Annotated in this window: 20 protein-coding genes; 9 read left to right on the top strand and 11 right to left on the bottom strand. The window is 62.1% G+C overall.

Features of this window, described 5'->3' with window-relative positions:
* Positions 1 to 161 precede the first annotated feature (161 nt).
* Positions 162 to 2,114, bottom strand: a complete 1,953-nt coding sequence (locus FHT79_RS27300; protein ID WP_183904516.1) for an acetoacetate--CoA ligase — start codon at positions 2,112 to 2,114, stop codon at positions 162 to 164.
* 208 nt (positions 2,115 to 2,322) lie between these two features.
* Between FHT79_RS27300 and FHT79_RS27305 the strand changes: the two genes are divergently transcribed.
* Positions 2,323 to 4,215, top strand: a complete 1,893-nt coding sequence (locus FHT79_RS27305; protein WP_127431248.1) for an AsmA-like C-terminal region-containing protein — start codon at positions 2,323 to 2,325, stop codon at positions 4,213 to 4,215.
* Positions 4,216 to 4,276: 61 nt separating this feature from the next.
* On the opposite strand, the gene FHT79_RS27310 is transcribed toward FHT79_RS27305, so the two are convergent.
* From FHT79_RS27310 to FHT79_RS27330, 5 genes are all read right to left on the bottom strand, one after another.
* On the bottom strand, positions 4,277 to 5,095 hold the full coding sequence (locus FHT79_RS27310) for an ABC transporter permease subunit (RefSeq protein WP_018244860.1): 819 nt from the start codon (positions 5,093 to 5,095) through the stop codon (positions 4,277 to 4,279).
* Between the two features lie 3 nt (positions 5,096 to 5,098).
* Positions 5,099 to 6,010 (bottom strand): ABC transporter permease subunit, encoded by a 912-nt coding sequence (locus tag FHT79_RS27315; RefSeq protein ID WP_029868001.1) that lies wholly within the window; start codon positions 6,008 to 6,010, stop codon positions 5,099 to 5,101.
* A 4-nt stretch (positions 6,011 to 6,014) separates the two neighbouring features.
* Entirely contained in the window at positions 6,015 to 7,157 is a 1,143-nt protein-coding gene (locus tag FHT79_RS27320) for an ABC transporter ATP-binding protein (protein WP_029868002.1), read from the bottom strand.
* 113 nt (positions 7,158 to 7,270) lie between these two features.
* A complete protein-coding gene (locus FHT79_RS27325) occupies positions 7,271 to 8,368 on the bottom strand; it encodes a polyamine ABC transporter substrate-binding protein (RefSeq protein WP_029868003.1) in 1,098 nt (365 codons plus the stop codon).
* A 125-nt stretch (positions 8,369 to 8,493) separates the two neighbouring features.
* The gene (locus FHT79_RS27330; protein WP_097544572.1) at positions 8,494 to 9,903 is read right to left on the bottom strand and encodes an XRE family transcriptional regulator; all 1,410 of its coding nucleotides are present in this window, start codon (positions 9,901 to 9,903) and stop codon (positions 8,494 to 8,496) included.
* 188 nt (positions 9,904 to 10,091) lie between these two features.
* Between FHT79_RS27330 and aceA the strand changes: the two genes are divergently transcribed.
* The 3 genes from aceA to FHT79_RS27345 all read left to right on the top strand — a co-directional run bounded on the left by aceA (position 10,092) and on the right by FHT79_RS27345 (position 12,968).
* Entirely contained in the window at positions 10,092 to 11,381 is a 1,290-nt protein-coding gene (aceA, locus tag FHT79_RS27335) for an isocitrate lyase (RefSeq protein WP_168332618.1), read from the top strand.
* 21 nt (positions 11,382 to 11,402) lie between these two features.
* Positions 11,403 to 11,639: a hypothetical protein gene (locus FHT79_RS27340; protein ID WP_029868006.1), complete on the top strand. Its 237-nt coding sequence runs from the start codon at positions 11,403 to 11,405 to the stop codon at positions 11,637 to 11,639.
* A gap of 222 nt (positions 11,640 to 11,861) precedes the next feature.
* Positions 11,862 to 12,968, top strand: a complete 1,107-nt coding sequence (locus FHT79_RS27345) for a helix-turn-helix transcriptional regulator (protein WP_183904517.1) — start codon at positions 11,862 to 11,864, stop codon at positions 12,966 to 12,968.
* 110 nt (positions 12,969 to 13,078) lie between these two features.
* On the opposite strand, the gene FHT79_RS27350 is transcribed toward FHT79_RS27345, so the two are convergent.
* On the bottom strand, positions 13,079 to 13,948 hold the full coding sequence (locus FHT79_RS27350) for a LysR family transcriptional regulator (protein ID WP_029868008.1): 870 nt from the start codon (positions 13,946 to 13,948) through the stop codon (positions 13,079 to 13,081).
* A 90-nt stretch (positions 13,949 to 14,038) separates the two neighbouring features.
* On the opposite strand from FHT79_RS27350, the gene FHT79_RS27355 reads away from it, so the two are divergent.
* Positions 14,039 to 14,275 carry a hypothetical protein gene (locus FHT79_RS27355; protein WP_029868009.1) on the top strand — a complete coding sequence of 79 codons (237 nt, stop codon included), beginning with the start codon at positions 14,039 to 14,041 and terminating at the stop codon, positions 14,273 to 14,275.
* On the opposite strand, the gene FHT79_RS27360 is transcribed toward FHT79_RS27355, so the two are convergent.
* From FHT79_RS27360 to FHT79_RS27375, 4 genes are all read right to left on the bottom strand, one after another.
* Positions 14,248 to 16,095, bottom strand: coding sequence for a methyl-accepting chemotaxis protein (locus tag FHT79_RS27360; protein WP_183904518.1), 1,848 nt, complete (start codon positions 16,093 to 16,095; stop codon positions 14,248 to 14,250). The genes FHT79_RS27355 and FHT79_RS27360 overlap by 28 nt on opposite strands.
* A 260-nt stretch (positions 16,096 to 16,355) precedes the next feature.
* Positions 16,356 to 18,884, bottom strand: coding sequence for a HAMP domain-containing methyl-accepting chemotaxis protein (locus FHT79_RS27365; RefSeq protein ID WP_097544568.1), 2,529 nt, complete (start codon positions 18,882 to 18,884; stop codon positions 16,356 to 16,358).
* 313 nt (positions 18,885 to 19,197) lie between these two features.
* Entirely contained in the window at positions 19,198 to 19,341 is a 144-nt protein-coding gene (locus FHT79_RS27370) for a hypothetical protein (RefSeq protein WP_165932281.1), read from the bottom strand.
* A 196-nt stretch (positions 19,342 to 19,537) separates the two neighbouring features.
* On the bottom strand, positions 19,538 to 20,737 hold the full coding sequence (locus FHT79_RS27375; RefSeq protein WP_183904519.1) for an NAD(P)/FAD-dependent oxidoreductase: 1,200 nt from the start codon (positions 20,735 to 20,737) through the stop codon (positions 19,538 to 19,540).
* Between the two features lie 108 nt (positions 20,738 to 20,845).
* Here FHT79_RS27375 and FHT79_RS27380 point away from each other — a divergent pair, with 108 nt between their 5' ends.
* From FHT79_RS27380 to pgl, 4 genes are all read left to right on the top strand, one after another.
* The gene (locus FHT79_RS27380; protein WP_047613636.1) at positions 20,846 to 22,282 is read left to right on the top strand and encodes a glutamine synthetase family protein; all 1,437 of its coding nucleotides are present in this window, start codon (positions 20,846 to 20,848) and stop codon (positions 22,280 to 22,282) included.
* Between the two features lie 12 nt (positions 22,283 to 22,294).
* Complete coding sequence (locus FHT79_RS27385) at positions 22,295 to 23,593, top strand: FAD-binding oxidoreductase (RefSeq protein ID WP_029868015.1); 1,299 nt, start codon at positions 22,295 to 22,297, stop codon at positions 23,591 to 23,593.
* A gap of 134 nt (positions 23,594 to 23,727) precedes the next feature.
* Entirely contained in the window at positions 23,728 to 25,203 is a 1,476-nt protein-coding gene (gene zwf, locus FHT79_RS27390) for a glucose-6-phosphate dehydrogenase (protein WP_132575717.1), read from the top strand.
* Between the two features lie 10 nt (positions 25,204 to 25,213).
* On the top strand, positions 25,214 to 25,912 hold the full coding sequence (gene pgl, locus FHT79_RS27395) for a 6-phosphogluconolactonase (RefSeq protein WP_132575718.1): 699 nt from the start codon (positions 25,214 to 25,216) through the stop codon (positions 25,910 to 25,912).

The raw sequence follows: 25,912 nt of genomic DNA on the forward strand, positions 1-25,912 counted from the left end.
TCAGTCGATCAACGTCATGTTGTTGTAAGCCCTGGGGCTTCAGGCCGCCTCGTTCATGTGCGACCCCTAAGTTAGCTTTACATTTGACAAACCTTTCTTAACGAAAGGTTTCCATGACAGGCGATTGATGGAGGGTGAAAGCTTGTAGCTTGCGATCGCCATCAATCCTTCAGTTCGCTCAAACCGGCGAAGAGCCGCAGCGCCTCGGGATTGGCGAGCGCTTCCTGGTTTTTGACCGGCCTGTTGTGCACGACCTCGCGCACCGCAAGTTCGACGATCTTGCCGGATTTGGTGCGGGGAATATCGGCAACCGCGATGATCTTTGCCGGCACATGCCGCGGCGAGGCGCCGGTGCGGACCCGCGTCTTGATCGCCTTGACGAGATCCTCGGTCAACGTCACACCGGAAGCAAGGCGCACGAAGAGGATGACGCGCACGTCGTCATCCCACTCCTGGCCGATGCACAGCGCCTCGGCCACCTCCTCCATCTGCTCCACCTGATTGTAGATCTCGGCCGTGCCGATGCGCACGCCGCCGGGATTGAGCGTCGCATCCGAACGGCCGTGGATGATCAGGCCGCCATGCTCCGTCCATTCGGCGAAATCGCCGTGGCACCAGACATTGTCGAACCGGTCAAAATAGGCGGCGCGATACTTGGCGCCATCGGGATCGTTCCAGAACATCACCGGCATCGAAGGGAAGGCCTTGGTGCAGACGAGTTCACCCTTCTCCCCGCGCACCGGCTTGCCGTCATCGTTCCAGACATCGACTGCAAGACCGAGGCCGGCCCCCTGGATCTCGCCGCGCCAGACCGGCTGCAGCGGATTGCCGAGCACGAAGCAGGAGACGATGTCGGTGCCGCCAGAAATCGAGGCGAGCTGGACATCCGCCTTGATGCCCTCATAGACGAAGGTGAACCCCTCAGGCGAGAGCGGCGAGCCGGTGGAGGTCATCAGCCGCAGGCTGGAGAGATCGTGGTTTGCGCGCGGCGTCAGCCCGCCCTTGCGCACCGCATCGATATATTTCGCCGAGGTGCCGAAGATCGCGAATTTTTCGGCCTCGGCATAGTCGAACAGCACGTTGCCATCGGGCGCGAAGGGCGAGCCGTCGAACAGGCAGAGCGTTGCGCCGCTGGCAAGGCCGCTGACCAGCCAGTTCCACATCATCCAGCCGCAGGTGGTGAAGTAGAACAGCTTCTCCCCCGCCTCCAGGCCGCAATGCAGCCGCTGCTCCTTGAGGTGCTGCAGCAGCGTGCCGCCGGCCGAATGCACGATGCATTTCGGCACGCCTGTCGTGCCTGAAGAAAACAGGATGTAGAGCGGATGCGCGAAGGCAAGCGGCGTAAACTCGACCTCCCTTGCCTCATAGGGCGCGACAAAGGCCTCGAGCGTCGAAGCCCCCGGCGTCTTGCCCGCCACCGCCTCCGCATCGCCGGCGTAGTGGACGATGACCGTCGGGACATCCAGGCTTTTGGCAACCGTGGCGACCTTGGCGCCGACATCCTGCAGCTTGCCGGAATACCAATAGGCATCGCAGGCGATGAAGAGCTTGGGGCCGATCTGGCCGAAGCGGTCGAGCACGCCCTGCTCGCCGAAATCGGGAGAGCAGGACGACCATATGGCGCCGATCGAGGCGGCAGCGAGCATGGCGGCGACGGTCTCGGGCATGTTCGGCATCATCGCGGCGATGCGGTCGCCCTTGCCGATGCCGCGGGCCGCGAAGGCCTGCTGCAGCTTCGAGACCAGCGCGCGCAGCCGGTCCCACGACCAGCGATCCTCAGCCTTGTCCTCGCCGCGGAAGATGATGGCCTCGCCTTCACCGCGGCACGACAACAGATTTTCGGCGAAGTTCAGCGTCGCATCGGGAAAGAAGCGGGCCTCCAGCATGCGATCGCCATTGGCAAGCACCTCTGCGCCGCGTTCTCCCTTCACGCCGCAGAAATCCCAGACGGTCGACCAGAAATTCTCCCGCTCGGCCACCGACCATGCATGCAGATCCTCAAAGCCCGAAAGAGAAAGCCCGAAATCGGTATTGCAGCGCTCCATGAAGGCATGGATCGGGCTTCTGGCAACGGCGGCGTCCGAAGGTACCCAAAGTGGTCTGTTATCCTGCATTCAATCCTCCTCCCCAATGCCGTCTTTATATCATGCTGCATTGCATTATAAAGTGCGGAACCGACGCGATCCGTCGCCTATCGCATCGTCTTTTGCGCCTCTTGAAAAGACGCGCGGCATTGCATGGGATTTGCATATGCCCGATATTTCCTATATCGGCCGAAACCAGCGCATAACGGGATGACCGGCTGCATTGCCGGCGGAGATCATGAGCACGTCAAGACATCGCAGGTGGCGCAGGAAGATCGGACCCGTTTCGCGCTGGCTTCCGGCCTTCGCCCGTGTATCGACGGTATTCCTGCTGATTGCGCTGGCGCTTTTCGTGGCGCTGCGGGTCGCCGCCCCCTATCTCATTTCCACCGGCTTCGTGCGCTCCGGCATCGAGGACGCGCTGTCGAAATGGACGGGCTACCATGCCGAGATCAAGGGCAGTCCGGTTCTCGAATTCTGGCCGACGCCGCGCATCACGCTGAACCAGGTCACCATCCGCCAGCCGCGCGAAAGCGGCGACAAGCTGCTCGGCAGCATTGAAAGCCTGTCGGCCGATTTCAGCCTCATCGACGCGCTCCGCGGGCGGACGAGTTTCCACGAATTCCACCTGCTGCGCCCCAGCCTGGCGCTGACGCGCGACGAGAAGGGGCTGATCGACTGGAGTTATGCCGGCCTGCTCGCACGCGCGATCAGCGGCGTGCGCTACGAAAACGGAGCGGAGGTGCTCGATCCCGATCTCGATGCCGAGATCGGCGCGTTGACCGTCGAGGATGGCACGCTTGTGGTCACCGACATCAAGAGCGCCAAGGCCTTTCATTTCGACAGCGTCACCGCAGATATCGCTTGGCCGAGACTGTCCGGCGCGATCTCGGCGGTCATCATCGCCCGCATCAACGGCCAGGACCTGAAGATCGATTTCGCCTCGCGCCAGCCGCTGCTCGCCTTTGCCGGCCGGAATGCCGAGGCACGGACGTCGCTCACGTCAAACCTGCTGACGGCGCATTTCCAGGGCGTTGCCAGCATCGCCAACCTTTCGGCCCTTTCCGGCAATGTCACCGCCAGCATCCCCGATGTGCCGGCCCTTCTGGCATGGTCGGGCGAATCTGTCCCGGGCATCGGGACGCTGAAGAGCGCCTCGCTGGAATCCGACATCATGTCGTCGGGCAGCGGGCTGCGCTTCAACAATCTCAGCCTCTCCCTGAACGAAGCGAGCGCCACCGGGGTGATGGATCTCTTTACCCAGCCCGGCAAACGGCCGAAGATCGGCGGCACGCTCGCTTTCGACCAGATGAACCTCAAGCCCTTCCTCGATGCCTTCGCGCTCAGGCTCGCAGCCGGAGAGGCAGAAGAAATCTCCGCCGGCATCACTGGGCCGCTGCAGATGCTCGATGTCGACGTCAGGCTTTCGGCACGGCGCGCGCAAATGGGTCTCTTCGAGCTTTCCGATGTCGGCGCCAGCATGATCGTGGCCGGCGGCGAGGCGAAATTCGATATTGGCGACAGCCAGTTCGAAGGCGGCGAGATGACCGCGCATCTGGAAGCGACGCAGCGTGACTTCGACGGTGGCGGCAAGTTGCAGCTATCGATCCGCGATGCCGACTTCGCAGCTCTTGCCGAGCGCCTGCAGCTGAAAGGTCCGCTGCCGCTGGCGACAGGATCGCTCGATCTCGACCTCCGGTCGCCGAAGGCGATATGGACGACCGGCCTTGCCGACGTCACCGGCAAGCTGCGCTTCTGGACGAAGCAAGGCACGATCCCCGGCATCGATGCCGCAGCGCTCCGCACGCAGGCAGCCGAAAAGCCGTTCTTTCCGCTGAGCGCGGCGGCAGGCGGCGCCTTCACCTTCAACCAGCTGAACCTGCAGGCCGATTTCGCCAACGGCACCGCCGAGATGCACGACGCCCATATTGCCGGCGCCACGGAGACGCTGACGCTTTCCGGCGTCATTACCTACCAGTCGAACGGGCTGGCGCTTTCCGGATCGCTGGAGGCAACCGATCCGGCCAAGGCGGCAGAGCTGCCGCTTCTGCCGTTCTTCGTCGGCGGTTCATGGCCCAACCCGGTGATCTCGCCAGTGCCGCTTTTCGGCAATACGCCGCACGCGCAATAGAGCATTTCCGTTTTCGTCGAAAAACGGAAGCGCTTCATCTTTTGTTTCATGCAATTTCAGCTCACGCGCCGGCCGCAGCGGCACGCTCATCCCTCTGGCGCTGTGTTTCGCGGCGCTTGGTGATGATCGAGGCGCAGATGACGCCGAAGGCGACGACGCCGATCAGGATCGTGCACACCGCATTGATCTCGGGCGTCACACCGAGGCGGACCTGGCTGTAAATCCTCATCGGCAGCGTGGTGGCGCCCGGCCCCGAGGTGAAGCTCGCAATCACCAGATCGTCGAGTGAGAGGGTGAAGGCAAGGATCCAGCCGGAGAGCACGGCTGGCGCGATGATCGGCAGGGTGATCTCGAAGAAAGTGCGCACCGGCGGCGCGCCGAGATCCTGCGCCGCTTCCTCGATCGAATGATCGAAACTCAGCAGGCGCGACTGGACGACGACGGCGACAAAGCACATGGTCAGCGTCGTATGCGCGAGCGTGATCGTCCAGAAGCCACGGTCGAGACCGATCGCCACAAAGAGCAGCAGCAATGACAGGCCGGTGATGACCTCCGGCATGACGAGCGGTGCATAGACCATGCCCGAAAACAGCATGCGGCCGCGAAAGCGGGTGTAACGCACCAATGTCAGCGCCGCCATCGTGCCGAGGATGGTTGCAAATGTTGCCGACAGCAGTCCGACGCGCAGCGTCACCCAGGCAGCGTCGAGCAAGGCCTGATTGCTCATCAACGAGACATACCATTTCGTCGAGAAGCCGCCCCAGACGGTTACGAGTTTGGATTCGTTGAAGGAGAAAATGACGAGAAGCACGATCGGCAGATAGAGGAAGGCGAAGCCGAGCGTGACGGAGACGATATTGAAACGGGTCCATTTCAGCATGGTTTATTTCCCCCGCTCTTCGGCTTTGGCCTGGACATTCTGGAAGAAGACGATCGGGATGACCAGGATCAGCAACAGGATGGTCGCCACCGCCGAGGAGACCGGCCAGTCGCGATTGGAATTGAACTCGTTCCACAGCGTCTTGCCGATCATCAGCGTCTGCGACCCGCCGAGCAGATCGGGGATGACGAATTCGCCGACGGCGGGGATGAAGACCAGCATGCAGCCGGCCACCACGCCGGGGATCGACAGCGGGAAGGTGACGCGCCAGAAGGCGGTGATCGGCGGGCAGCCGAGATCCTGCGCTGCCTCGATCAGCGTGCCGTCCATCTTCTCGAGCGCCGAATAAAGCGGCAGTACCATGAAGGGGAGATACGAATAGACGATGCCGATATAGACGGCGGTATTGGTGTTGAGGATGATCAGCGGCGCATCGATCAGGTGCAGCGACAGCAGCAGCTGGTTGAACAGGCCCTCCGGCTTGAGGATGGCGATCCAGGCGTAGACGCGGATCAGGAAGCTCGTCCAGAAGGGCAGGATGACAAGCATGACCAGCGTCGGCCGCAGGCCACGTGGCGCCTGCGCCATGCCGTAGGCGATCGGATAGGCGATCAGCAGCGTCAGGAGGGTGGAGATCGCGGCGATCACCACACTCGACACATAGGCGTTGAAATAGAGCGGGTCGTCGGTCAGGTAGGTGTAATTGTCGAAGGAGAATTCGCCGATCTTACTTAAGAGGCCGGCCCAGCCGTCGGCGAAGGAGAAGACAGGCTCATAGGGCGGCATGGCGATCGCCGTCGTCGACATCGAAATGCGGAAGACGATGAAGAAGGGCGCCAGGAAGAAGAGCAGCAGCCAGGCGTAAGGGATGACGATGACGAGGCGATTGTAGAGGCCGGAGGTGAGCTTGCCCATGACGTCAATCCTTCAGCAGGACGCCGGCATTCTCGTCGAAGGAGACCCAGACTTCCTGATCGTAGGTGAAGGGGTCGTCGACGGAGCGCTGCGCATTGAGGGACGAGGCCTTGACGATATTGCCGCTCTGCAATTTCACATGGAAGACGGTCATGTCGCCGAGATAGGCGATATCCCAGAGTTCGCCTTTGGCGGCGTTGACGGACGCGTTGGCGGGAGCCGTGCGCCCGACCCGCATCTTCTCCGGCCGGATGGCGAAGCCGACGGCGCTGCCTGCAGAAGGTGTTTCGGAAGCGGCGACACGCACGCTGAAGCCGCTGTCGACTGATATCTCGACGGTGCCGTTGCCCGATGAGGCGACCTTGCCGTCGAAAATGTTCACGTCGCCGATGAAATCCGCGACGAAACGGCAATTCGGCGCTTCGTAGATCTCGGCCGGCGTCGCCACCTGCACCACCTTGCCGTGGCTCATGACGGCGATACGGTCTGCCATGGTCATCGCCTCTTCCTGGTCGTGGGTGACGACGACGAAGGTAAGTCCAAGATTCTGCTGCAGGTCCATCAGCTCGAACTGGGTTTCCTCGCGCAGCTTCTTGTCGAGCGCGCCGAGCGGTTCGTCGAGCAGCAGCACCTTGGGACGCTTGGCGAGCGAGCGGGCCAGCGCCACGCGCTGGCGCTGGCCACCGGAAAGCTGGTTCGGTTTGCGGGAGGCAAACTGCTCCAGCTTGACGAGCTTCAACATCTGCAAGACGCGGTCAGTCATCTCGTCCTTCGCCATGCCATCCTGTTTCAGGCCGAAGGCGATGTTCTTCTCGACCGTCATGTGCGGGAAAAGCGCATAGGACTGGAACATCATATTGACGGGGCGCCGATAGGGCGGCGTACCGGCCATATCGGTGCCATCGAGGACGATTTCGCCCGAGGTCGGCTGCTCGAAGCCGGCGAGCATGCGCAGAAGCGTCGACTTGCCGCAGCCGGAAGCGCCGAGCAGCGCGAAGAACTCGCGGTGATAAATATCGAGCGACAGGTTATCGACGGCGGTGAAATCACCGAAACGCTTGGTGACGTTCTTGATGGATATGAAGGGCTTGGCGGACGGATCGGTCCAAGGTGCGAACGAGCGGCGAATATTGCCTAGAGACTTCATATTGTTCCCCGAAAATGCATTCTTTGCTTTTATTCTTGGCTTTTGCTCCCGGTTTCACCCGGCCGGGATCGTCAAAAAAAGGCCCGGACGTTTCCGTCCGGGCCGTTATTCTATCATTGGCCGGTGACCACGGTGGTCCATAGCCGCGTCACGATCCGCTGCGTCTTCGGATCGAGCGGCGGAACGGTGAAGAGTTTCGCCATTACCTCCGGCGTCGGGTAGATCGCCGTATCGTCGAGGACCTCCTTGTCGAGGAACTGCTGCGACGCCTTGTTGCCATTGGCGTAGAAGACGAAGTTCGAGGCCTTGGCGATCACTTCCGGCTTCATCATGTAGTTGATGAATTCATGGGCTTCGGCGACATGCGGCGCATCCTTCGGAATGCCGAAGACGTCGAAGAAGATCTGGGCGCCTTGCGACGGGACCGAATAGTCGACCTTCACGCCGGCATTGGCTTCCTTAGCACGGTCGCGGGCCTGGAACATATCGCCGGAATAACCGAGCGCAATGCAGATATCGCCGTTCGCCAGCGCGCTGATATATTCGGAAGAATGGAACTTGCGGACGAACGGGCGGACGGCCGTGAGAACCTCCTGCGCCTTCTTGAGATCGGCGGGATCGGTGCTGTTGGGATTGAGCCCGAGATAGGCGAGCGCCGAAGGCACCACATCGGTCGGGGAATCCAGCATATAGATGCCGCAATCCTTGAGTTTGGCCGCTTTCGCCGGATCGAACAACGCGTCCCAATTGGGCTTCTCGTCGGTGCCGAGGGCGGCTTTGACCTTGTCGACATTATAGCCGATGCCCGTCGTACCCCACATGTAGTCGACGCTGTATTCATTGCCGGGGTCGAAGGACGCCACGCCCTTCATGATGACGTCCCACATGTTGACCAGGTTCGGCAGCTTCGACTTGTCGAGCTTCTGGTAAACGCCGGCGGCGATCTGGCGCTGCATGAAGGATACGGTGGGGACGACGACGTCATAACCCGAACCACCAGCCAAGAGCTTGGTTTCCAGCGTCTCGTTAGAATCGAAAGTGTCGTAGACGACCTTGATGCCGGTTTCCTTGGTGAAATCCTCGAGGATGGAACTGTCGATATAATCCGACCAGTTGTAGACGTTGACCACGCGCTCCTGCGAAAAGGCCGGAGCGGCAGCAAGGAGTGCGGTAACGGCGGCGGCCGTCACGCATAGGATGGTTGACCTCATAACTTCTCCTGTTTGTTCAAAGATTCCGCACCCCCGGACATCTTTTCCCTCTGGTTTTCCACGCAGACTAAGAAGGAATTTCACAGCCCACAAGCGCAAAATCCAGCGCCCTCAACGATTTCACGTCACTGGAAGTCGAAGGCGCTGAGCCCTGCCACCATCTCGTCGAGCCCGAGCGGTCTGGTCACCGGCGGCTCAGCCCGGGAAAGGCAGCCGCGTCGCTCGCAAAGGCGACAGGCCGGACCGATTTCGACCGGATCGAGCGCCATCGCCTGCCCGTAGACCACACCTCCGCCAAGGGCAGCGTCGCAGCCGATCAGGATCGCGGTGCGCCTTAGCCTTTCGCCGAATTCGACACTCGGTCCCTCCAGGGTGCGGGCGACCGTCAAGAAGGATGCGCCATCCGGCATGACCACGGTTTCGGCGAGGATCTGGCCCGGCTGCAGGAAGGCGGCGTGGATATTGAGCTTCGGACAGCCGCCGCCGAACCGGGCCTGCGGAAAGCCCTGGGCGCCCGCCCGGCGCAGCCGGTGGCCTGCGGCATCGATCTCGATCAGGAAGAAGGGAATGGCCGCCGCCCCGGGGCGCTGCAGCATGGCAAGGCGCGCGGCGGCATGACCGAAGGAGACGCCGAAGCGCGCGCGCAGAATATCGATATCGTAACGCGTCGCCTTCGCCGCCGAAAGGAAAGCCTCGTAGGGCATTGCCAGCGCTAAGGCTGCGATGCGGGCAAGCTCGAAGCGGGCGATGCGGCGCGCCTCGGCGGAGGAGAGCGGGATATCGCCGAGCTCGGCATCGATTGCCGGCAGCAGTGCCAGAGTTGCCGCCTCGATTGATATCTCATGCGCCCGGTCAGCCGGCGACAGCCGCTCGGAGATGAAAAGCCGCATCGAATGGCGATCGAAACGGCGGCGCAGATCGGGCATGACGTGGACGGGCAGGACGCGCACCGCGATGCCGCGCTCGGAACGCAACCAATCCTTCAGCCCGGCGGCAAGATCGAGGCCACCGGGGAGCGTTGCGGCAAAGGCTTCTGCCGCCGTCTCGATCCGTCCGAAATAGCCGGACCTGCGCTCCAGCGTCTCGCGCACCTCGTCTAGCGGCAACCGGCCGGTGGCGACCGGCGCATGCCCCTCGGCGGCCATCAGCGCCGTCAGATCGGATAGCCTTGCCGCCTGCTCGCGATAGGCGCGGTAGAGCTTGATCATGCCGCTCGCGGCATTGGGTGCTGCCTCGGCCACCTCCACCAATTCCTGATCACCCGGCAGCTCGCCCGACAGCAGCGGATCGGCAAAAATCTCCTTGAGCTGGTCGAGACTGCCGCCGGTCTGCCCCCGCAATTCCTCCAGATCGACCCTGTAGACGCTTGCAAGCTTGAGAAGGAGTTGCACCGTCAACGGCCGCTGGTTGCGCTCGATCAGGTTCAGGTAGGACGGCGATATTTCCAGCGCCTCGGCCATGGCGGTCTGCGTCAGCGCCAGCGCATTGCGGATGCGCCTGACTTTCGGGCCTGCGAATATCTTCCGTTCCGCCATGTCACACCCTTTGACAAGCTCCAAGCGCTGTATTTACAAAATTTTACAAATTCACAGCGCCAATCTGTCAATCCTCGTCATCTTAACCTCTTTCCGAGCAGGAAATCAAAGGTTTTACTGGTCATGACGGCTGATATTGTCAATCTTGTCATGACCACCCTTTATCGGCTTTTAGTGAGGAGAGCAGCATGACCGATTTTTACAAACTTGTCCCAAACGCATCAGCTAATCGTTTCGACGGCATTGAGAGACCCTACTCGGCCGACGACGTGCAGCGGCTCAGGGGCTCGGTGGCGCTGCGCCATACGCTGGCCGAAATGGGGGCGGACCGGTTGTGGCGGCTCATTCACCAGGAGGATTTCGTCAATGCGCTCGGCGCACTTTCCGGCAATCAGGCCATGCAGATGGTGCGCGCCGGGCTGAAGGCGATCTATCTCTCCGGCTGGCAGGTGGCGGCCGACGCCAATACGGCATCGGCGATGTATCCCGACCAGTCCCTCTATCCGGCCAATGCCGGTCCGGAACTGGCCAAGCGCATCAACCGCACGCTGCAGCGCGCCGATCAGATCGAGACCGCGGAAGGCCAGGGGCTTTCCGTCGAGACCTGGTTCGCGCCGATCGTTGCCGATGCGGAAGCAGGCTTCGGCGGACCGCTCAACGCCTTCGAAATCATGAAGGCCTATATCGAGGCGGGTGCCGCCGGCGTTCACTTCGAGGACCAGCTCGCTTCGGAGAAGAAATGCGGCCATCTCGGCGGCAAGGTGCTGATCCCGACGGCCGCTCATATCCGCAATCTCGATGCCGCTCGGCTTGCCGCCGACGTCATGGGCGTTGCGACGCTGGTCATCGCTCGCACCGACGCGGAGGCGGCAAAGCTGCTGACCTCAGACATCGACGAGCGCGACCAGCCCTTCGTCGACTATGATGCCGGCCGCACGGTGGAAGGTTTCTATCAGGTCAGAAACGGCATCGAGCCCTGCATCGCGCGCGCCGTCGCCTATGCGCCGCATTGCGATCTCATCTGGTGCGAAACCTCGAAGCCGGACCTCGAGCAGGCGCGGCGCTTTGCCGAAGGCGTGCACAAGGTCTACCCCGGCAAGCTGCTCGCCTATAATTGCTCGCCCTCCTTCAACTGGAAGAAGAACCTCGACGAGGCGACGATCGCACGGTTCCAGCGCGAACTCGGCGCAATGGGCTACAAGTTCCAGTTCATCACGCTCGCCGGCTTCCACCAGCTGAACTTCGGCATGTACGAACTGGCGCGCGGCTACCGGCAGCGGCAGATGTCGGCCTATTCCGAACTGCAACAGGCGGAATTCGCCGCCGAGGTCAACGGCTATACCGCCACCAAACATCAGCGCGAGGTCGGCACCGGCTATTTCGACGCCGTGTCGCTCGCCATCACCGGCGGTCGGTCTTCGACAACCGCGATGCACGATTCAACTGAACATGCGCAGTTTAAGCCGGCTGCGGAATAACCCGAAGAGGAGGAGAATATCATGGCATCCATCACACGCGTCCGGGAACGGGCCGAAGAGCAGACGACCAGCATGAGCGAGGATCAGCAGACGACGATCCGCATGCTCGCCAACGACCTGCATCGGCTGAACCAATCGGTCATGAAAGCCGTCGAGGCCGGCGTCTCGGTCGAACTGGTGCGCTCGGCCCGTCATCACGGCGGCGACGGCAACTGGGGCGACCTGCTGATTCCGGTCGTCGTCACCAACCGGCATTGACGAAGACGACCAGCGGCGGGCTGCCGTGTCGGCCCGCATTTCCCAATCGGAGCGCCTGCGCATCGGAGAGACGCGCGGGCGCTCATTCCTTTCGAAAACCCGTCCCGATTTGGGGCTTGGGCGCCGGGTGGCGCGATGCGCCTGCACGCCCTTTACAATTTGATGCAATTGTCACCGCCGCCTGGTCGGGCCATAATGGCGCATCTTCGAACGGAATTGCCCATGCCCGGCGCGCCGCACCCCAAACTCGAAGCCTTGACCGATCTGATCTACGCCGCCCTGTTCGGCGAGACGACGTGGCAGACGTTTCTCGACGCTTTGAACGGGACGATGCCGGATGCGAAATCCACGCTGTTCTTCCACGATGCCATCGCCCGCACCGGCGGCCTGTCGCTTGCTTCAGGCATTCAGGATACGGAAGCCGAAGCCTATAACCACTATTATGCGAGGATCAATCCGTGGATGCCCAAGGCCGCTGTCCGGCCGGTCGGCCTCGGCGTCATCGCCGAGCAGATGCTGCCGAGAAGCGATCTCATCAAGACCGAATTCTACAATGACTTCGTCCGCAGCATCGGCTGCGAAAGCAGTGTCGGCGTCACCATCATGCGGGAGAATGGTCGCTCCTTCAATTTGTCGACGCTGACCTCTTCGGCCGATCCCGACAACAACCGGGTGAATGCCGACCTGCTGAGCGATCTCGCCCCGCATCTCAGACGCGCCTTCGATTTCATACGACGCGATCGCCGCGATCCCGAGAATGATGAAAACGGGCTGGCGCTCTTCGATGCGATCGGCGCCGGCGTCGTCTATCTCGGCGAGAACCAGCAGATCCGTTCGCTCAACAGGGTGGCGGAGCGGATGCTCGCCGAGGGCAACTGCATCGGCACCGGCCCATCCGGACACCTCGTCATCCATGATCCGGCGCTGGGCGCCCGGCTCGATATGCTGAGCCGTCATCATCATTCAGCCGTAAGCCCGCCACCATCGACGACGCTCGTCAAGACGAAAGCCGGCAGCGTCAGATGTACGCTCGTCAGGCTGCAATCGGATTTCATCACCGCCTTCCTGGAAGGTCCGACGATCGCACTGATCATCGAGCGCACAGGCATGGCGCTGAGGAGCGATATCAACGAGGCGCTAGCGCGCAGCAACCAGTTGACGGCGGCCGAGATGCGGATCGCCTCCGCGATTGCCGACGGGCTTTCACTGCGTGAAGCCGCCACGACGCATGATGTCAGCTATGAGACGGCCCGCTCGCATCTCAAGAGCATCTATTCCAAGCTCGGGGTGAACAGCCAGGTGGCGCTGGTGCGCCGGTTGATGCCGTAGCTTTTCGCTCGAGCGCGTCGCGATCGTTCAGATGCGCTTGCCACGCTTTAAGTCTTTGTTTTTACACATGTCGTTATCGCAAAACCGCTGCACACTTTGGCGCGACATGTCTAACCTCGGCTCGGCCGTTTTCCGGCGAAGAGATCGGCATAACTTCTGATGAGCTTGGTCATGCGGTCGGCGACCGTGCGGATCTCCGGGCGATGGCGGTCCTCGGCATTCATGACGATCCATTGCCGATGGCGCAATTCCGGCAATTCGCCGCCCTGCCGCTGCAATTCAGGATGGAGATCGCCGACGAAACAGGGAAGCACGGTCTTGCCGGCGCCGGCGCGCACCAGATCCGGCAGCGAACGCGGCCGATTGACGGTGGCGACGATCCCTGTCGCGGCATGGGCGTGCGGCCAGCGCAGATAGGCCGATATCGCCTCCTCCTCGGCAACCGCAATCCAGCGCTCGTCGGTCTCGGCAGTGTTGCGTCTGATATAGACGGCATAGGCCACCTCCCCGAGCTGACGTGCGGCGAGATTGGCCTCCTCGGGCTCGAAGGCGCGAATACCGATATCGCTCTCGCGATAGGCAAGGCTTGCCCGCGCCTCGCCGATGGTCAGCGAAATGGCGAAGGCGTCGCCCGGCATGCGGATTGCGGTAAAATTCTCGGTCAGCAGCCAAGCGAGCCAGGTGCCGGCGGCGACCCTGACGGTCGTGCCGCCCTCGCCGGATTGCCGCCACGCCGCCACCTTGCGGGCGGCGGCCTCCATCTCCTGAAGGTGATCGAGCAGCGCCTGGCCATCGTGTGTCAGACGGTATCCGGTCTGGCTGCGCGAAAACAATGCGCGGCCGATCTCCTGTTCGAGATCGAGCATGCGACGGCCGACGGTTGCCGGACTCAGCCCGCTTGCGGTGCTTGCCCCGGTCAAGCCGCCGAGCCGGGCGACCTGCAGGAAAAGCTGATAGGAATCCCAGCTTGCGTTTTTCATTGGTGAAAAACATAGCGGGATTTTCCCCGTTTATAAAGAGAAATTCGATGCCTAGATCAGGTGATGTCTGACATAGGAAAGGACATTGCCATGATCGACATGATGACCATCGCAGGCACTATCGGATATCGGCATTCCGGTAGACGACGCGACTCCAGGACAGACGAGGACAGATTCTATGCCGAGTTCGGAGACAACAGCCTCATTCGTTTCGGCGGCTGGCTGACGTCGCTCGATCTCTATCTGAGAAAGCCCCGCAAGGCCGCAGTGCAATCCTGCGGCAGCTGCGACCGTACGGTTCAGGCGACCCTTCTTGCCCCGAGATGAGCAGGTGCAGTGTCTGCGACGATGCGGAACCGCTCGATCAGCGCCATCAGCGTATCGGCCTCGCCGGCGAGCAGGCGGCTTGCCTGTGTCGTCTCGGCCACCATCGACGCGTTCTTCTGGGTCATCTGGTCCATGGCGTTGACGGAGCCGTTGACCTCCTGCAGCGCCGCCGACTGATCCCGGCTCGCAGTGGCGATGGTCTCGACATGGCCGCTGATGGCGATGATCTCCTGGCTGATCGAGGCAAGGACGCTGCCGGTCTTCTGGACCAGTTCGGAACCTGCCGTGACTTCCCGGCTCGATGTCTCGATCAGCGACTTGATCTCGCGCGCCGCATCGGCCGAACGTTGGGCAAGTTCGCGGACCTCCTGGGCGACGACGGCAAAACCCTTGCCCGCCTCGCCGGCGCGCGCCGCCTCGATGCCGGCGTTCAGCGCCAGAAGATTGGTCTGGAAGGCGATGTCGTCGATCACCTCGATGATCTGCTCGATGCGCTGCGAGGCCTGCTCGATGCGCTCCATCGCGGCGACGGCATCGCTGACCACGGCGCCGGAATTGTCGGCCGTCCTCTTGGTCGCAGCCACGACATTGTTGGCTTCACGGGCACGTTCGGCGGAAGAACGAACCGTGACGGTGATTTCTTCCACCGCGGCCGCGGTCTCTTCGAGGTTTGCCGCCTGCGCCTCGGTGCGCTTCGAAAGCTCGCCGGCAGAGACGGAGACGGCGCCGCTGTTGCGCTGGATCATCGAGGCGCTGTCGCGGATACCGGAGAGCGTATCCTGGAGCCGCTGGAGGGAGGCGTTGAAATCGACGCGCAGTTGCTCCAGCCGGCCGACGAAAGGCGTGCCGATCGTCTGCGAGACATCGCCCTGCGACAGACGCCCGAGGCCGGCGGCAAGCTGGTTGACGGCAAAGTCGATCTGGCCGTCGAGCAAGCGCTTGTCGGCATCGTTCCTGGCGCGTTCGGCATCGCTCAGAGCGCGCTGTTCGGCAGCCTGGGTTTCCAGATCGCGCCGCGCGCGGGCGCTGTCGCGGAAGAGCGCCAGGGCCCGGCCGATGTCGCCGAACTCGTTCTTCTTGGCGACGCAGGGGATCGTTCCCTCAAGCTCGCCGGCGGAGATCGAATGGACGCTCGCGGTCAACGCCTGCAAAGGCTTCACCGACAGGCGGATCGCGTAGAAAGCGACCACGCCGACGATCAGCATGACGATGGCGCCGACGCCGAGAACCAGGATCTGCAGCTCATTCAGACGCTGGTAATAAACTTCCATCGGAATGCCGATGAAGAGAATGCCGACATTGGCGTTCGATGCATTCTTGATGGGGAAATAGCCGGTGACGAACTGGCGGCCGAAAAGCACCGCCGGGCCGTAATAGGCCTCACCCTTGGCGAGAACCGGCTGGGCGGGGTGTTCTGCAGCGAGCTTGGTGCCGACGGCACGATCGCCGTTTTCCTTCTTGACGTTCGTGGATATGCGGACGTAGTCGCTACCCTGCTTTTGGAAGATGGTCGCGACACCGGCAATCGACTGCGCCGTGCGGTCGACCAGCGAATGGTCGGCAAGGGCCGGAATGGCGTCTTCCGTTACAGTGGAGAGTTGATTGTCCTTCAGCTCGATCTTTGCGCCCTGATCGGCCGCGCCGTAGAGGACGGCCATCGCGCGGGCGGCCTCCTTCGCGTCGGAGATCGCCCCGTCCATGACATGATTGCTCAAATTATAATAGGTCACGCCGACGATGGCGGCCGTGCTGATCGCCAGCAGGAACAATGTGATCGCAACGATCTGGCGTACGATCGACGTAGAGAAAAGGCGCAGCATCAAAACCCCCGAGGAGAAACCATGGCTAAATTAAGCCAAAAGCGTTAAGGAAAATTTTCCGTAAATCAGGGTTGGCGGAGATATTCACCGGTCTCGTTTTCGAACGTTTTCCGACCATTGCGGATCGACAGACTGGCGGGCATTCGAGGTTATTCTTCTATCGTTCAATCTCTTCGATCGAAGCGCGATTTCTGCGGGATAAACAGGAACGGCCCCGGAAAGTCCGGGGCCGTTCGCATGAAGACGGAGTCGGCCGGCGATCAGGCGGCGCGGTAGACCGGCGCGGCTGCCTCGCCGTCGATCTTGAACTGCTGGATCAGCCGGCGCAGCGAATCCGCCTCGTCGGCCAGTTCGCGGCTGGCGGCGGTCGTCTCTTCCACCATGGCGGCGTTCTGCTGCGTCATCTGGTCCATCTGGTTGACGGTCGCGTTGACGCTCTGCAACGCGTTGGACTGGTCGTGGCTGGCGCGGGCGATCATCTCGACATGCTGGCTGATCGTGACGATCTGGGCGCTGATCTTGGCAAGCACCGTGCCGGTCTCCTGCACGAACTGCGAGCCGGAATTGACCTCGTTGGTCGACTTGTTAATCAGCCCCTTGATCTCCTGCGCCGCGGCTGCGGAGCGCTGGGCCAGTTCGCGGACTTCCATCGCCACCACCGCGAAGCCCTTGCCGGCTTCACCGGCGCGCGCCGCTTCGATGCCGGCGTTGAGCGCCAGGAGGTTGGTCTGGAAGGCGATCTCGTCGATGACGCCGATGATCTGCTCGATCTGGCGCGAGGCATCCTCGATGCGGCCCATCGCGTCGATCGCATTGCTGACGACGACGGCGGAATCGTCGGCGCTGCGCTTGGCCTGGCGGACGATCTGGTCGGCATCCTTGGCGCGTTCGGCCGACGAACGGACCGTGACGGTGATCTCGTCGACGGCGGCCGCGGTCTCTTCGAGCGAGGCAGCCTGCTGCTCGGTGCGCTTGGACAGATCCTCGGCCGACTGGGCCATCTGGTTGCCATTGCCCTGGATCAGTTCGACATTGTCGCGGATCTGGCTCATCGTCGCCTGCAGGCGCATCATCGAACCGTTGAAATCCTGGCGCAGCTGTTCGAGACGGCCGATGAACGGCGTTTCGATCGTCGTCGAGATATCGCCCTGCGACATGCGTTCGAGGCCGGCGGCAAGTGCATTGACCGCGAATTCGATCTGACGATCCATCTCGTGCTTTTCGGCGTCGTTGCGCTGGCGCTCGTGTTCGGCGGCGGCACGCTCCTCGTCGCTCTGCTCCTCGATGCGGATCTTCGAGATGGCGTTTTCCTTGAAGATGCCGAGCGCGCGGGCCATGTCGCCGATTTCATCGTGACGCTGCTCGCCCGAGATGCTGGTTTCCAGCGCCCCTTCGGCAATGCGGCGCATGGCGGCGGTGATCTGGCTGATCGGGCGCTGCAGCGTCAGCACCAGGGCGATGCCGCCGAGGATCGACAGGAGGATGCCGAGACCGGTGGTCATGACCGAGATGCTGTTTGCCTGGGTGCGCTCGGTGCCGGCCGTCTGCTTCTGCAGCTCGGCGAAATCGGTCAGCTTCGTCCAGATCTGGTCGAGCTCCTGGCGGGCGGCGGCATAGGCGGTGACGCGCTCGCTGATCGTATCGACGATCTTCGAGCCGCCGCCGGAAATGGCGTCGAGCGCCGGCTGGATCGCGCCCGATATGCCTTCGGCAAAGCCCATGCCCTTGGCGCTGGTGGTCAGCACCTGCATATCCTTGCCAAGCGTGCCGGCCTGCTGCTGCAGGCGTACGAGATTATCCTTGCTGGAGTTGGAGAGGAAATCGGAAAGGACGATCTGCAGCGCATAGACGGAGTTTTCCAGCCGCCGCGTATCCTGAAGGACGGAGTTGGTCTGGGCGATGCGGCCCTCGAGCTCGGCGAAACGCTGGGTCGCCTCGCGCATCTTCTGCGTTGCCGTCAGCTGCGTATAGGTCGAGGTCTGGCGGAAGCGCGACACGAGGCGGCCGAGTTCGGCGATGTCCTCGTCGGTCGGAGCGGGCAGCTGAGCGATCGCCTTGATGCTGTCGATGGTTGCGGTCAGCGCGTCGATGACGTTCTTCTGGTTGGTCGGAACCGAAATGGCGATCTGCCGCTGGGCTTTGATGATCGCAGGCATCTGTCCGTTGATGAAGGCGATCTTGTCCTGCGGCGTTTGCGGCTTGCTGTAGCCGCTGGCGACGGTGCCGAGGAAGTCGCCGCCCTTCAGCAGGCGGTCGGCGGTGCGCAGCGTGATGGTGGCGGCGCCCTCGTCGTTCTGGAGCGCGGTCTGCAATTCCTCGGCCTGGTAGGAGACCGTGAAACGGGTGCTGATCAGGCTCTTCTGTGCGGCGTCGATCTGCTCATGCAAAGCCTGTTCCTGCTCATGCAGGGCCCAGAGCTTGTCGACGACGCCCGATATGTCCTTGGTGCGGTGCGATGCCTCGGCAAGGCTGTCGCGGCCGGCGGCCTCTTCACCGACCTGGTTCAGCGTCCGGTCGAGCACGCCCTGCTGGGTCTTCAGTTCCGCGGTCAGCTTGTCGCGTGCCTCCGGGCTGGTGACGCGCAGGAAATCGTCCATCGAACCGTAGAGATCCTTGAAGCCGCTCAGCGACTGCAGCACGCTGTTGGATATTTCCATGCGGCCCTGCAGAAGTCCGGAAGCGTAGAGGCCCGTCAGGCCTACCGCCGAAATGGTGACGACGAAGGGCAGAACGAAGATCAAAACCTTCGTCTTGATCCTGAAGCGGGAAAGAATCTTGTCAATCAACATGGCGTTCCGGGCCTTTCATACACCACTCCTCCCGCAGGCAGCCACATGGCGCCAGCCGGGTACACATCAAGCCGTTCTTAAATTTACATTGGGGAACCCGGAGACCAGGCGGCAGTCATTGCCATTTCATGTCCAAACAACTTGGAGATGCCCAAATAATCGCGGGCAATTGTGTCAGATTAGATATTAATTTTCGGATAAGCGGTTATGGCGGGTTAAGCCAAGGCGGTGAAATAGTTGCAGATTGTAAGCTGCAACGCCGCAGCGCGGCGATCAGCATGCCGCAATGTTCTTTCCAGGTCTACCGACGGGATCAGATGAAGTGCGAGATCAGCAGCGCGAGGCTGGCGGCAGTGGCGCCGGCGGCAAGCATCAGATAACGCAGGGTCACCATCCGGGCGTTCGGCTTTGCCTCGGCAATTGCGATGGCGCGGGCGCGTCGTGTGTTTCTGGTCATGCGCGAAACCTCACTTCTCTCTGACACAACAATCCAACAAAACGGCTTGCTGGTAAAGCATTATCTAGGAACGATTTTGCAAACCGCCAATTGAGACAGGATGGCGCACCTCTATTAAGAAGTCTTGAATCGGCTTTGGTCTTTGTCTTATGCAAGTCGTTCTCCCAAACCACTGGGCACTTTTGAGCGACATGTATTAAGCGCATTCACCGGCGGCAAAACCGGAGGCCCAGGCCCATTGGAAATTATAGCCGCCGAGCCAGCCGGTGACGTCGACACATTCGCCGATGAAATAAAGCCCGGGCAAGGCCTTTGCCTCCATGCTGCGGGAATCCAACGCTGCCGTGTCGATGCCGCCGAGCGTCACTTCGGCGGTGCGGTAACCTTCCGAGCCGGACGGTTTGACGGCCAAGCTCTGGGCGCCGGCGGCCAGGCGCAGCAGCGCCTTGTCAGGCAGGTCGGCCATGTTGCCGGAGATCTTTTCGCGCTCGACGAGAAATTGCGCCAGCCGCTTCGGCAGGATGTCGCCGAGTGCCGTCTGCGGCGACTGGCGGCCATTGAGCTGTTTTGCCCGCTTCAGATGCGCCGCAATGTCGATATCCGGTTCGATCGCAACGACGATCTCGTCGCCTTCGCGCCAATAGGAAGAGATCTGCAGGATGGCGGGGCCGCTTAAGCCTCGATGGGTGAACAGCAGTGCTTCGCGGAAGGCGGTCCTGCCGTGGCGGATTTCGGCCGGGGCGGCAATGCCGGCGAGCGGCGCAATGCTCTCGAGCAGGCCGGGATCGAGCGTCAGCGGCACCAGGCCGGGTCGGGTTTCGAGCACGGCCAAGCCGAACTGTTCGGCTAGGCGATAGGCAAAGCCGGTGGCGCCCATCTTCGGGATCGACTTGCCGCCGGTCGCGACGATCAGCGACGATGCTTCATAGGCGCCCTCGCCGGTCGAGACGCGGAAGCCCGCGTCCGTCCTCTCGACGCCTCTTATCTCGGCGCCGAGATGCAGCGCTGCGCCGGCCATGCGCATCTCATCCAGCAGCATGCGGATGATGTCCTTGGCGCTGTCGTCGCAGAAAAGCTGGCCCAGCGTCTTTTCATGCCAGGCAATGCCGTGGCGGTCGACCATGGCGATAAAATCGGCCGGGGTGAAACGGGCGAGCGCCGACTTGCAGAAATGCGGATTGGCGGAGAGGAAATTCTTCGGGCCGGCATGGATATTGGTGAAATTGCAGCGGCCGCCGCCCGATATGCGGATCTTCTCGCCAGGCGCCCTTGCATGATCGAGAACCACGACCGAACGGCCACGTTTTCCCGCGCGGATGGCTGCCATCATGCCCGCCGCCCCGGCGCCGATGACGATGACGTCGCTTTTGCGCTGCAAACCCGTTTCCCCGATCAAGACAGCGTCTTCTTTTCCATCAAAGGGCGAAAGTCAACGTTTGGCACCCCTCGCCAATTGGCAAAGTCTGGTTATGATGGCGCCACGATCAACGCAAACCGGTGTGTCATGTCCCCAAAAAAGACGACGCTGAAGCCTGCCAGAAACGTACCCGCCTCGACGAAAGCTCCCCCGGACCCCGGATCGCTGCGCGGCGTTGCGAACTGGAAGGAAGCAGCGCGGTGGCTGCGGGACAGGGGCATCGAAGACATCGAATGCATCACGCCGGACCTTGCCGGCGTTGCGCGCGGCAAGATGATGCCGAGCTCGAAATTCACCTCGAACACCTCACTGGCGCTGCCATCGGCGATCTACCGGCACACGATTTCGGGCGAGTATCCCGACGAGACGGAGAGCTTCCGCTACGAGCCGCGCGACAGCGACCTGAAGCTGATGCCCGACCTTTCGACGCTGTCCGTCGTGCCCTGGGAAACCGACCCGACGGCGCAGGTGATCTGCGACATCGTCGATTCGGACGGCGGCGAAGTGCCCTATACGCCGCGCAACGTGCTGAAGCGCATCATGAGCCTCTATCATGACCGCGGCTGGAAGCCGATCGTGGCGCCCGAGATCGAATTCTACCTCGTCGCCAAGAATGACGATCCCGATTATCCGCTGCACCCGCCCAAAGGCCGGTCCGGCCGTTCGATCCTCGGCGGCCAGGGTTATTCGATCGCCGGCATCAACGAATTCGACGAGCTGATCGACGATGTCTACCATTTCTCGGAGAAGCAGGGGCTGGAGATCGATACGCTGATCCACGAGGAGGGACCGGCGCAGCTCGAGATCAACCTGCGCCACGGCAATCCGATCGAGCTTGCCGACCAGGTGTTCCTGTTCAAGCGCACGATCCGCGAGGCGGCGCTGAAACACGACATCTATGCGACCTTCATGGCCAAGCCGATGCAGGGCCAGCCGGGTTCGGCGATGCATATCCACCAATCGGTGGTCAATATCGAGACCGGCCAGAACATCTTCTCCAATGCGGACGGATCGGCCTCGAAGGAGTTCTTCCATTTCATCGGCGGCATGCAGAAATTCGTGCCGAGCGCGATGGCGATGCTGGCGCCCTACGTGAATTCCTACCGGCGCCTGCAGCCCGATATGTCCTGCCCTGTCAACAATGCCTGGGGCTACGACAACCGGACGACCGCCTTCCGCGTTCCGGTTTCCGATCCGCAGGCGCGACGCGTGGAAAACCGGTTGCCGAGCTCGGACGCCAATCCCTATCTGGCACTCGCCGCCTCGCTCGCCGCCGGCCTGCTCGGCATCATGAAAGAGATCGAGCCGACGGCGCCGACCGAGGATTCGGCCAATGAGGGTTCGATCGACCTGCCGCGCGGCCTGCTCGAAGCCGTGGCGCTGCTCGAGGACGAGCCCGCTTTCGAGGAGATATTCGGCAAGCAGTTCATCGGCCTTTATGCCGGCGTCAAGCGTGGCGAATTCGAGACCTTCATGCAGGTGATCAGCCCCTGGGAGCGGGAATTCCTTCTGCTCAACGTGTGAGGGAAAGCATCCATGGCATCGCAGGAGATGTGGCAGAGCCCGATCGCGCCCGGGCTATCGTGGTATCAGGCAACCGTCGGGGAGCGGCCGACCTATGCCGCTCTCGACGGTTCGATAACATCGGACGTCGCCATCATCGGCGGCGGCTATACCGGCCTGCAGGCCGCCTACCATCTTGCCAAATCGGGCGTTTCGGTGGTCCTGATCGAGGCCTGCCGCTTCGGTGACGGGGCATCCGGGCGAAATGGCGGCCAGCTCGGCACCGGCCAGCGCTGGTGGCCGGAAGAACTCGAGGAGACGATCGGCTACGAACGCTCGAAGGCGCTGTTTAATCTTGCCGAGGCGGCCAAGCGCCATCTCCTCGATTTCGCCCGCGAACATCAGATCGAGATCGACTATGTGCCCGGCCAGCTCAACGTCGCACATAAGGCGAGCTACAAACGCGCCTATTACGAAAACGCCGAGATTGCCGCACTGCGTTACGACTATCCGCATATCAGCTTCATGGACGAGAAGGAAACCCAGGAGCGGCTTGGCTCGAAGCGGTTCCATTGCGGCGTGCGCGATGTCGGCACCGGCCATATCCATCCGCTGAAGCTGCTGGTGGGGTTGGCGCGGGTCGCCGCCAATGCCGGTGCCGCGGTTTTCGAGATGACCAGGGCAACGGCGATCCGCCAGGGCGGCGGCAAGGTGACGATCGAAACCGAAAGGGGGACGATCACCGCCGAGCGCGCGCTGATCGCCTGCGACGCCTATATCGACGGCCTCGAACCGGTAACCGCAAGCCACATCATGCCGATCCGCTCCTTCATCGGCGCCACGGCCCCGCTCGACGGGCATCCCAGCGTGTTGCCGGGCGGCGAGGCGGTGGCCGATTCGCGCTTCGTCGTGCGCTACTTCCGCAAATTCGGCGACGGCCGTCTGCTCTTCGGCGGGCGCGAAGCCTACACGGCGGACAATCCGCGGGACATTTCGCAGCATATTCGCCGGCAGATCGCCGAGATCTATCCTGACCTGAAAAACATCGACATCACCCATGCCTGGGGCGGCAGCGTCGGCATCACCATGCCGCGCCAGCCCTTCGTGCGCGAGGTCATGCCCGGGGTCATCTCGATCGGCGGTTATTCCGGCCATGGCGTCATGCTGTCAAACTACTGTGGCAAGCTCTATGCGGAAACGGTGCTTGGGAAATCCGGCGATCTCGACCTGTTCACATCGCTCGATATTCCCGCCTTTCCCGGCGGAGCCCGCATGCGCGCGCCGTTGCTTTTCCTCGCCTTGTCGTGGTTTGCGCTTCGCGACAAGTTTTAGTCCGATTGCGGATTTCCTCTTCCGGAAATTCGCTCTAAAACCGGTGCCTGACAGATTCATTGCACTGCACACTGGCTTTTTTAAATCGATTAGATTAAAAGGGCCGCCAACCAGCCTGATTGAGAGACAAGCTCATGAGCAGCCAGATCATTCCCGTTGAGCCCTTTGATTACGTCGTCTTCGGCGGCAGCGGCGACCTTGCCGAACGCAAATTGTTGCCCGCCCTCTATCATCGCCAAATCGAAGGCCAATTTACCGAACCGACCCGCGTGATCGGCGCCTCGCGCAGCCCATTGACGCACGAGGAATACCGCAAATTCGCCAGGGACGCGCTGAAGGAGCACCTGAAGAAGGGAGAATATGACGAGGCGGAGGTCGAGAAATTCTGCGCCCGCCTCTACTACGTCTCGGTCGACGCCCGCACCGATGCCGGCTGGGATCAGCTGAAGAAGCTGCTCGACGAAGGCAAGGAACGCGTGCGCGCCTTCTATCTGGCGGTCGCGCCCGGCATCTTCGGCGACATTTCGCAGAAGATCCACGACCACAAGCTGATCACCAAGTCGACCCGCATCGTCGTCGAGAAGCCGATCGGTCGCGACCTCGCCTCGGCACTGCAGCTCAACGACACGATCGGCCGTGCCTTCAAGGAAGAGCAGATCTTCCGCATCGACCACTATCTCGGCAAGGAGACGGTGCAGAACCTGATGGCGTTGCGCTTCGCCAACGCGCTTTATGAGCCGCTGTGGAACGCCAACTACATCGACCACGTGCAGATCACCGTGGCTGAATCGGTCGGCCTCGAAGGCCGCGCCGGCTATTACGATACGGCCGGCGCGCTGCGCGACATGGTCCAGAACCACATTCTGCAGCTGCTCTGCCTGACGGCGATGGAAGTGCCCTCGTCGATGGATTCGGAAGCCGTTCGCGACGAGAAGCTGAAGGTGCTGCGGGCGCTGAAGCCGCTCAATGCCTCGAATGTCGAGCAGGCGACGGTGCGCGGCCAGTACCGCGCCGGCGCATCGGGCAGCGGCCCGGTCAAGGGCTACCTTGAAGAACTCGAAGGCGGCGTTTCGAACACCGAAACCTTCGTCGCCATCAAGGCCGAGATCAACAACTGGCGCTGGGCCGGCGTTCCCTTTTACATCAGAACCGGCAAGCGCCTGACCGGACGCATGTCCGAGATCGTCATCACCTTCAAGCCGATCCCGCACGCGATCTTCGACCAGGCGGCCGGGCGCATCGTCGCCAACCAGCTGATCATCCGCCTGCAGCCGGATGAGGGCGTCAAGCAGTCGCTGATGATCAAGGATCCGGGTCCGGGCGGCATGCGCCTGCGCAACGTGTCGCTCGACATGAGCTTCGCCCAGGCCTTCAACGTCCGCAATCCCGACGCCTACGAGCGTCTGCTGATGGATGTGATCCGCTCCAACCAGACGCTGTTCATGCGCCGCGACGAAGTCGAAGCCGCATGGAGATGGGTGGATCCGATCCTCAAGGGTTGGGAAACGACCGGCCAGCAGGTGCAGGGCTACACGGCCGGCACCTGGGGTCCGAGCCAGGCCATCGCGCTGATCGAGCGCGACGGCCGCACCTGGCACGACGAGATCTAGGACGACATCGATGGCATCGACCCTGCATTCCTTCGCCAGCGCCGCAGACCTTGCCGGCAGCCTCGCCGACAAGGTCGCGAGCACGCTTTCGGCGGCGATTGCCGCCCGTGGAACGGCGTCCATCGCCGTTTCCGGCGGTTCCACCCCGAAGGCCTTCTTTCAGGCGCTGTCGACGCGCGACATCGCCTGGGAAAAGGTGACGATCACCCTCGTCGACGAACGTTTCGTGCCGGCCGACAATCCGCGCTCGAACCATCTGCTGGTCGATGCCAATCTGCTGCAGAACAAGGCAAAGGCGGCACGCTTCCTGCCGCTCTATCAGGATACTGCCTCCGTGGAGGAGGCAGCCTCGCTCGCGACCGAGAAGACCAGGGCGATCAGCTCACCCTTCGACATCGTCATCCTCGGCATGGGCGGCGACGGCCACACGGCCTCGTTCTTTCCCGGCGGCAGCAATCTTGCCACGGCGCTCGACCCATCGACGCCGCGCGGCATCATCACCATGGAAGCGGAAGGAGCCGGCGAGCCGCGCCTGACCTTCACCTTCTCCAGTCTTGAGGATGCCGCACTCCTGGTTCTCCATATTGAGGGCGAAGGCAAAAAAGACGTTCTCGCCAAGGCGGAAGGCAGCGGTGACGAAGCAGAAATGCCGATCCGCGCCGTTCTGCGCCGGGCCACTTCCCCGGTCGAGATCTACTGGGCTCCCTGA

Origin of the sequence: Rhizobium sp. BK212, from assembly GCF_014197475.1 — a bacterium.
GTDB classification, from domain to species: domain Bacteria; phylum Pseudomonadota; class Alphaproteobacteria; order Rhizobiales; family Rhizobiaceae; genus Rhizobium; species Rhizobium anhuiense.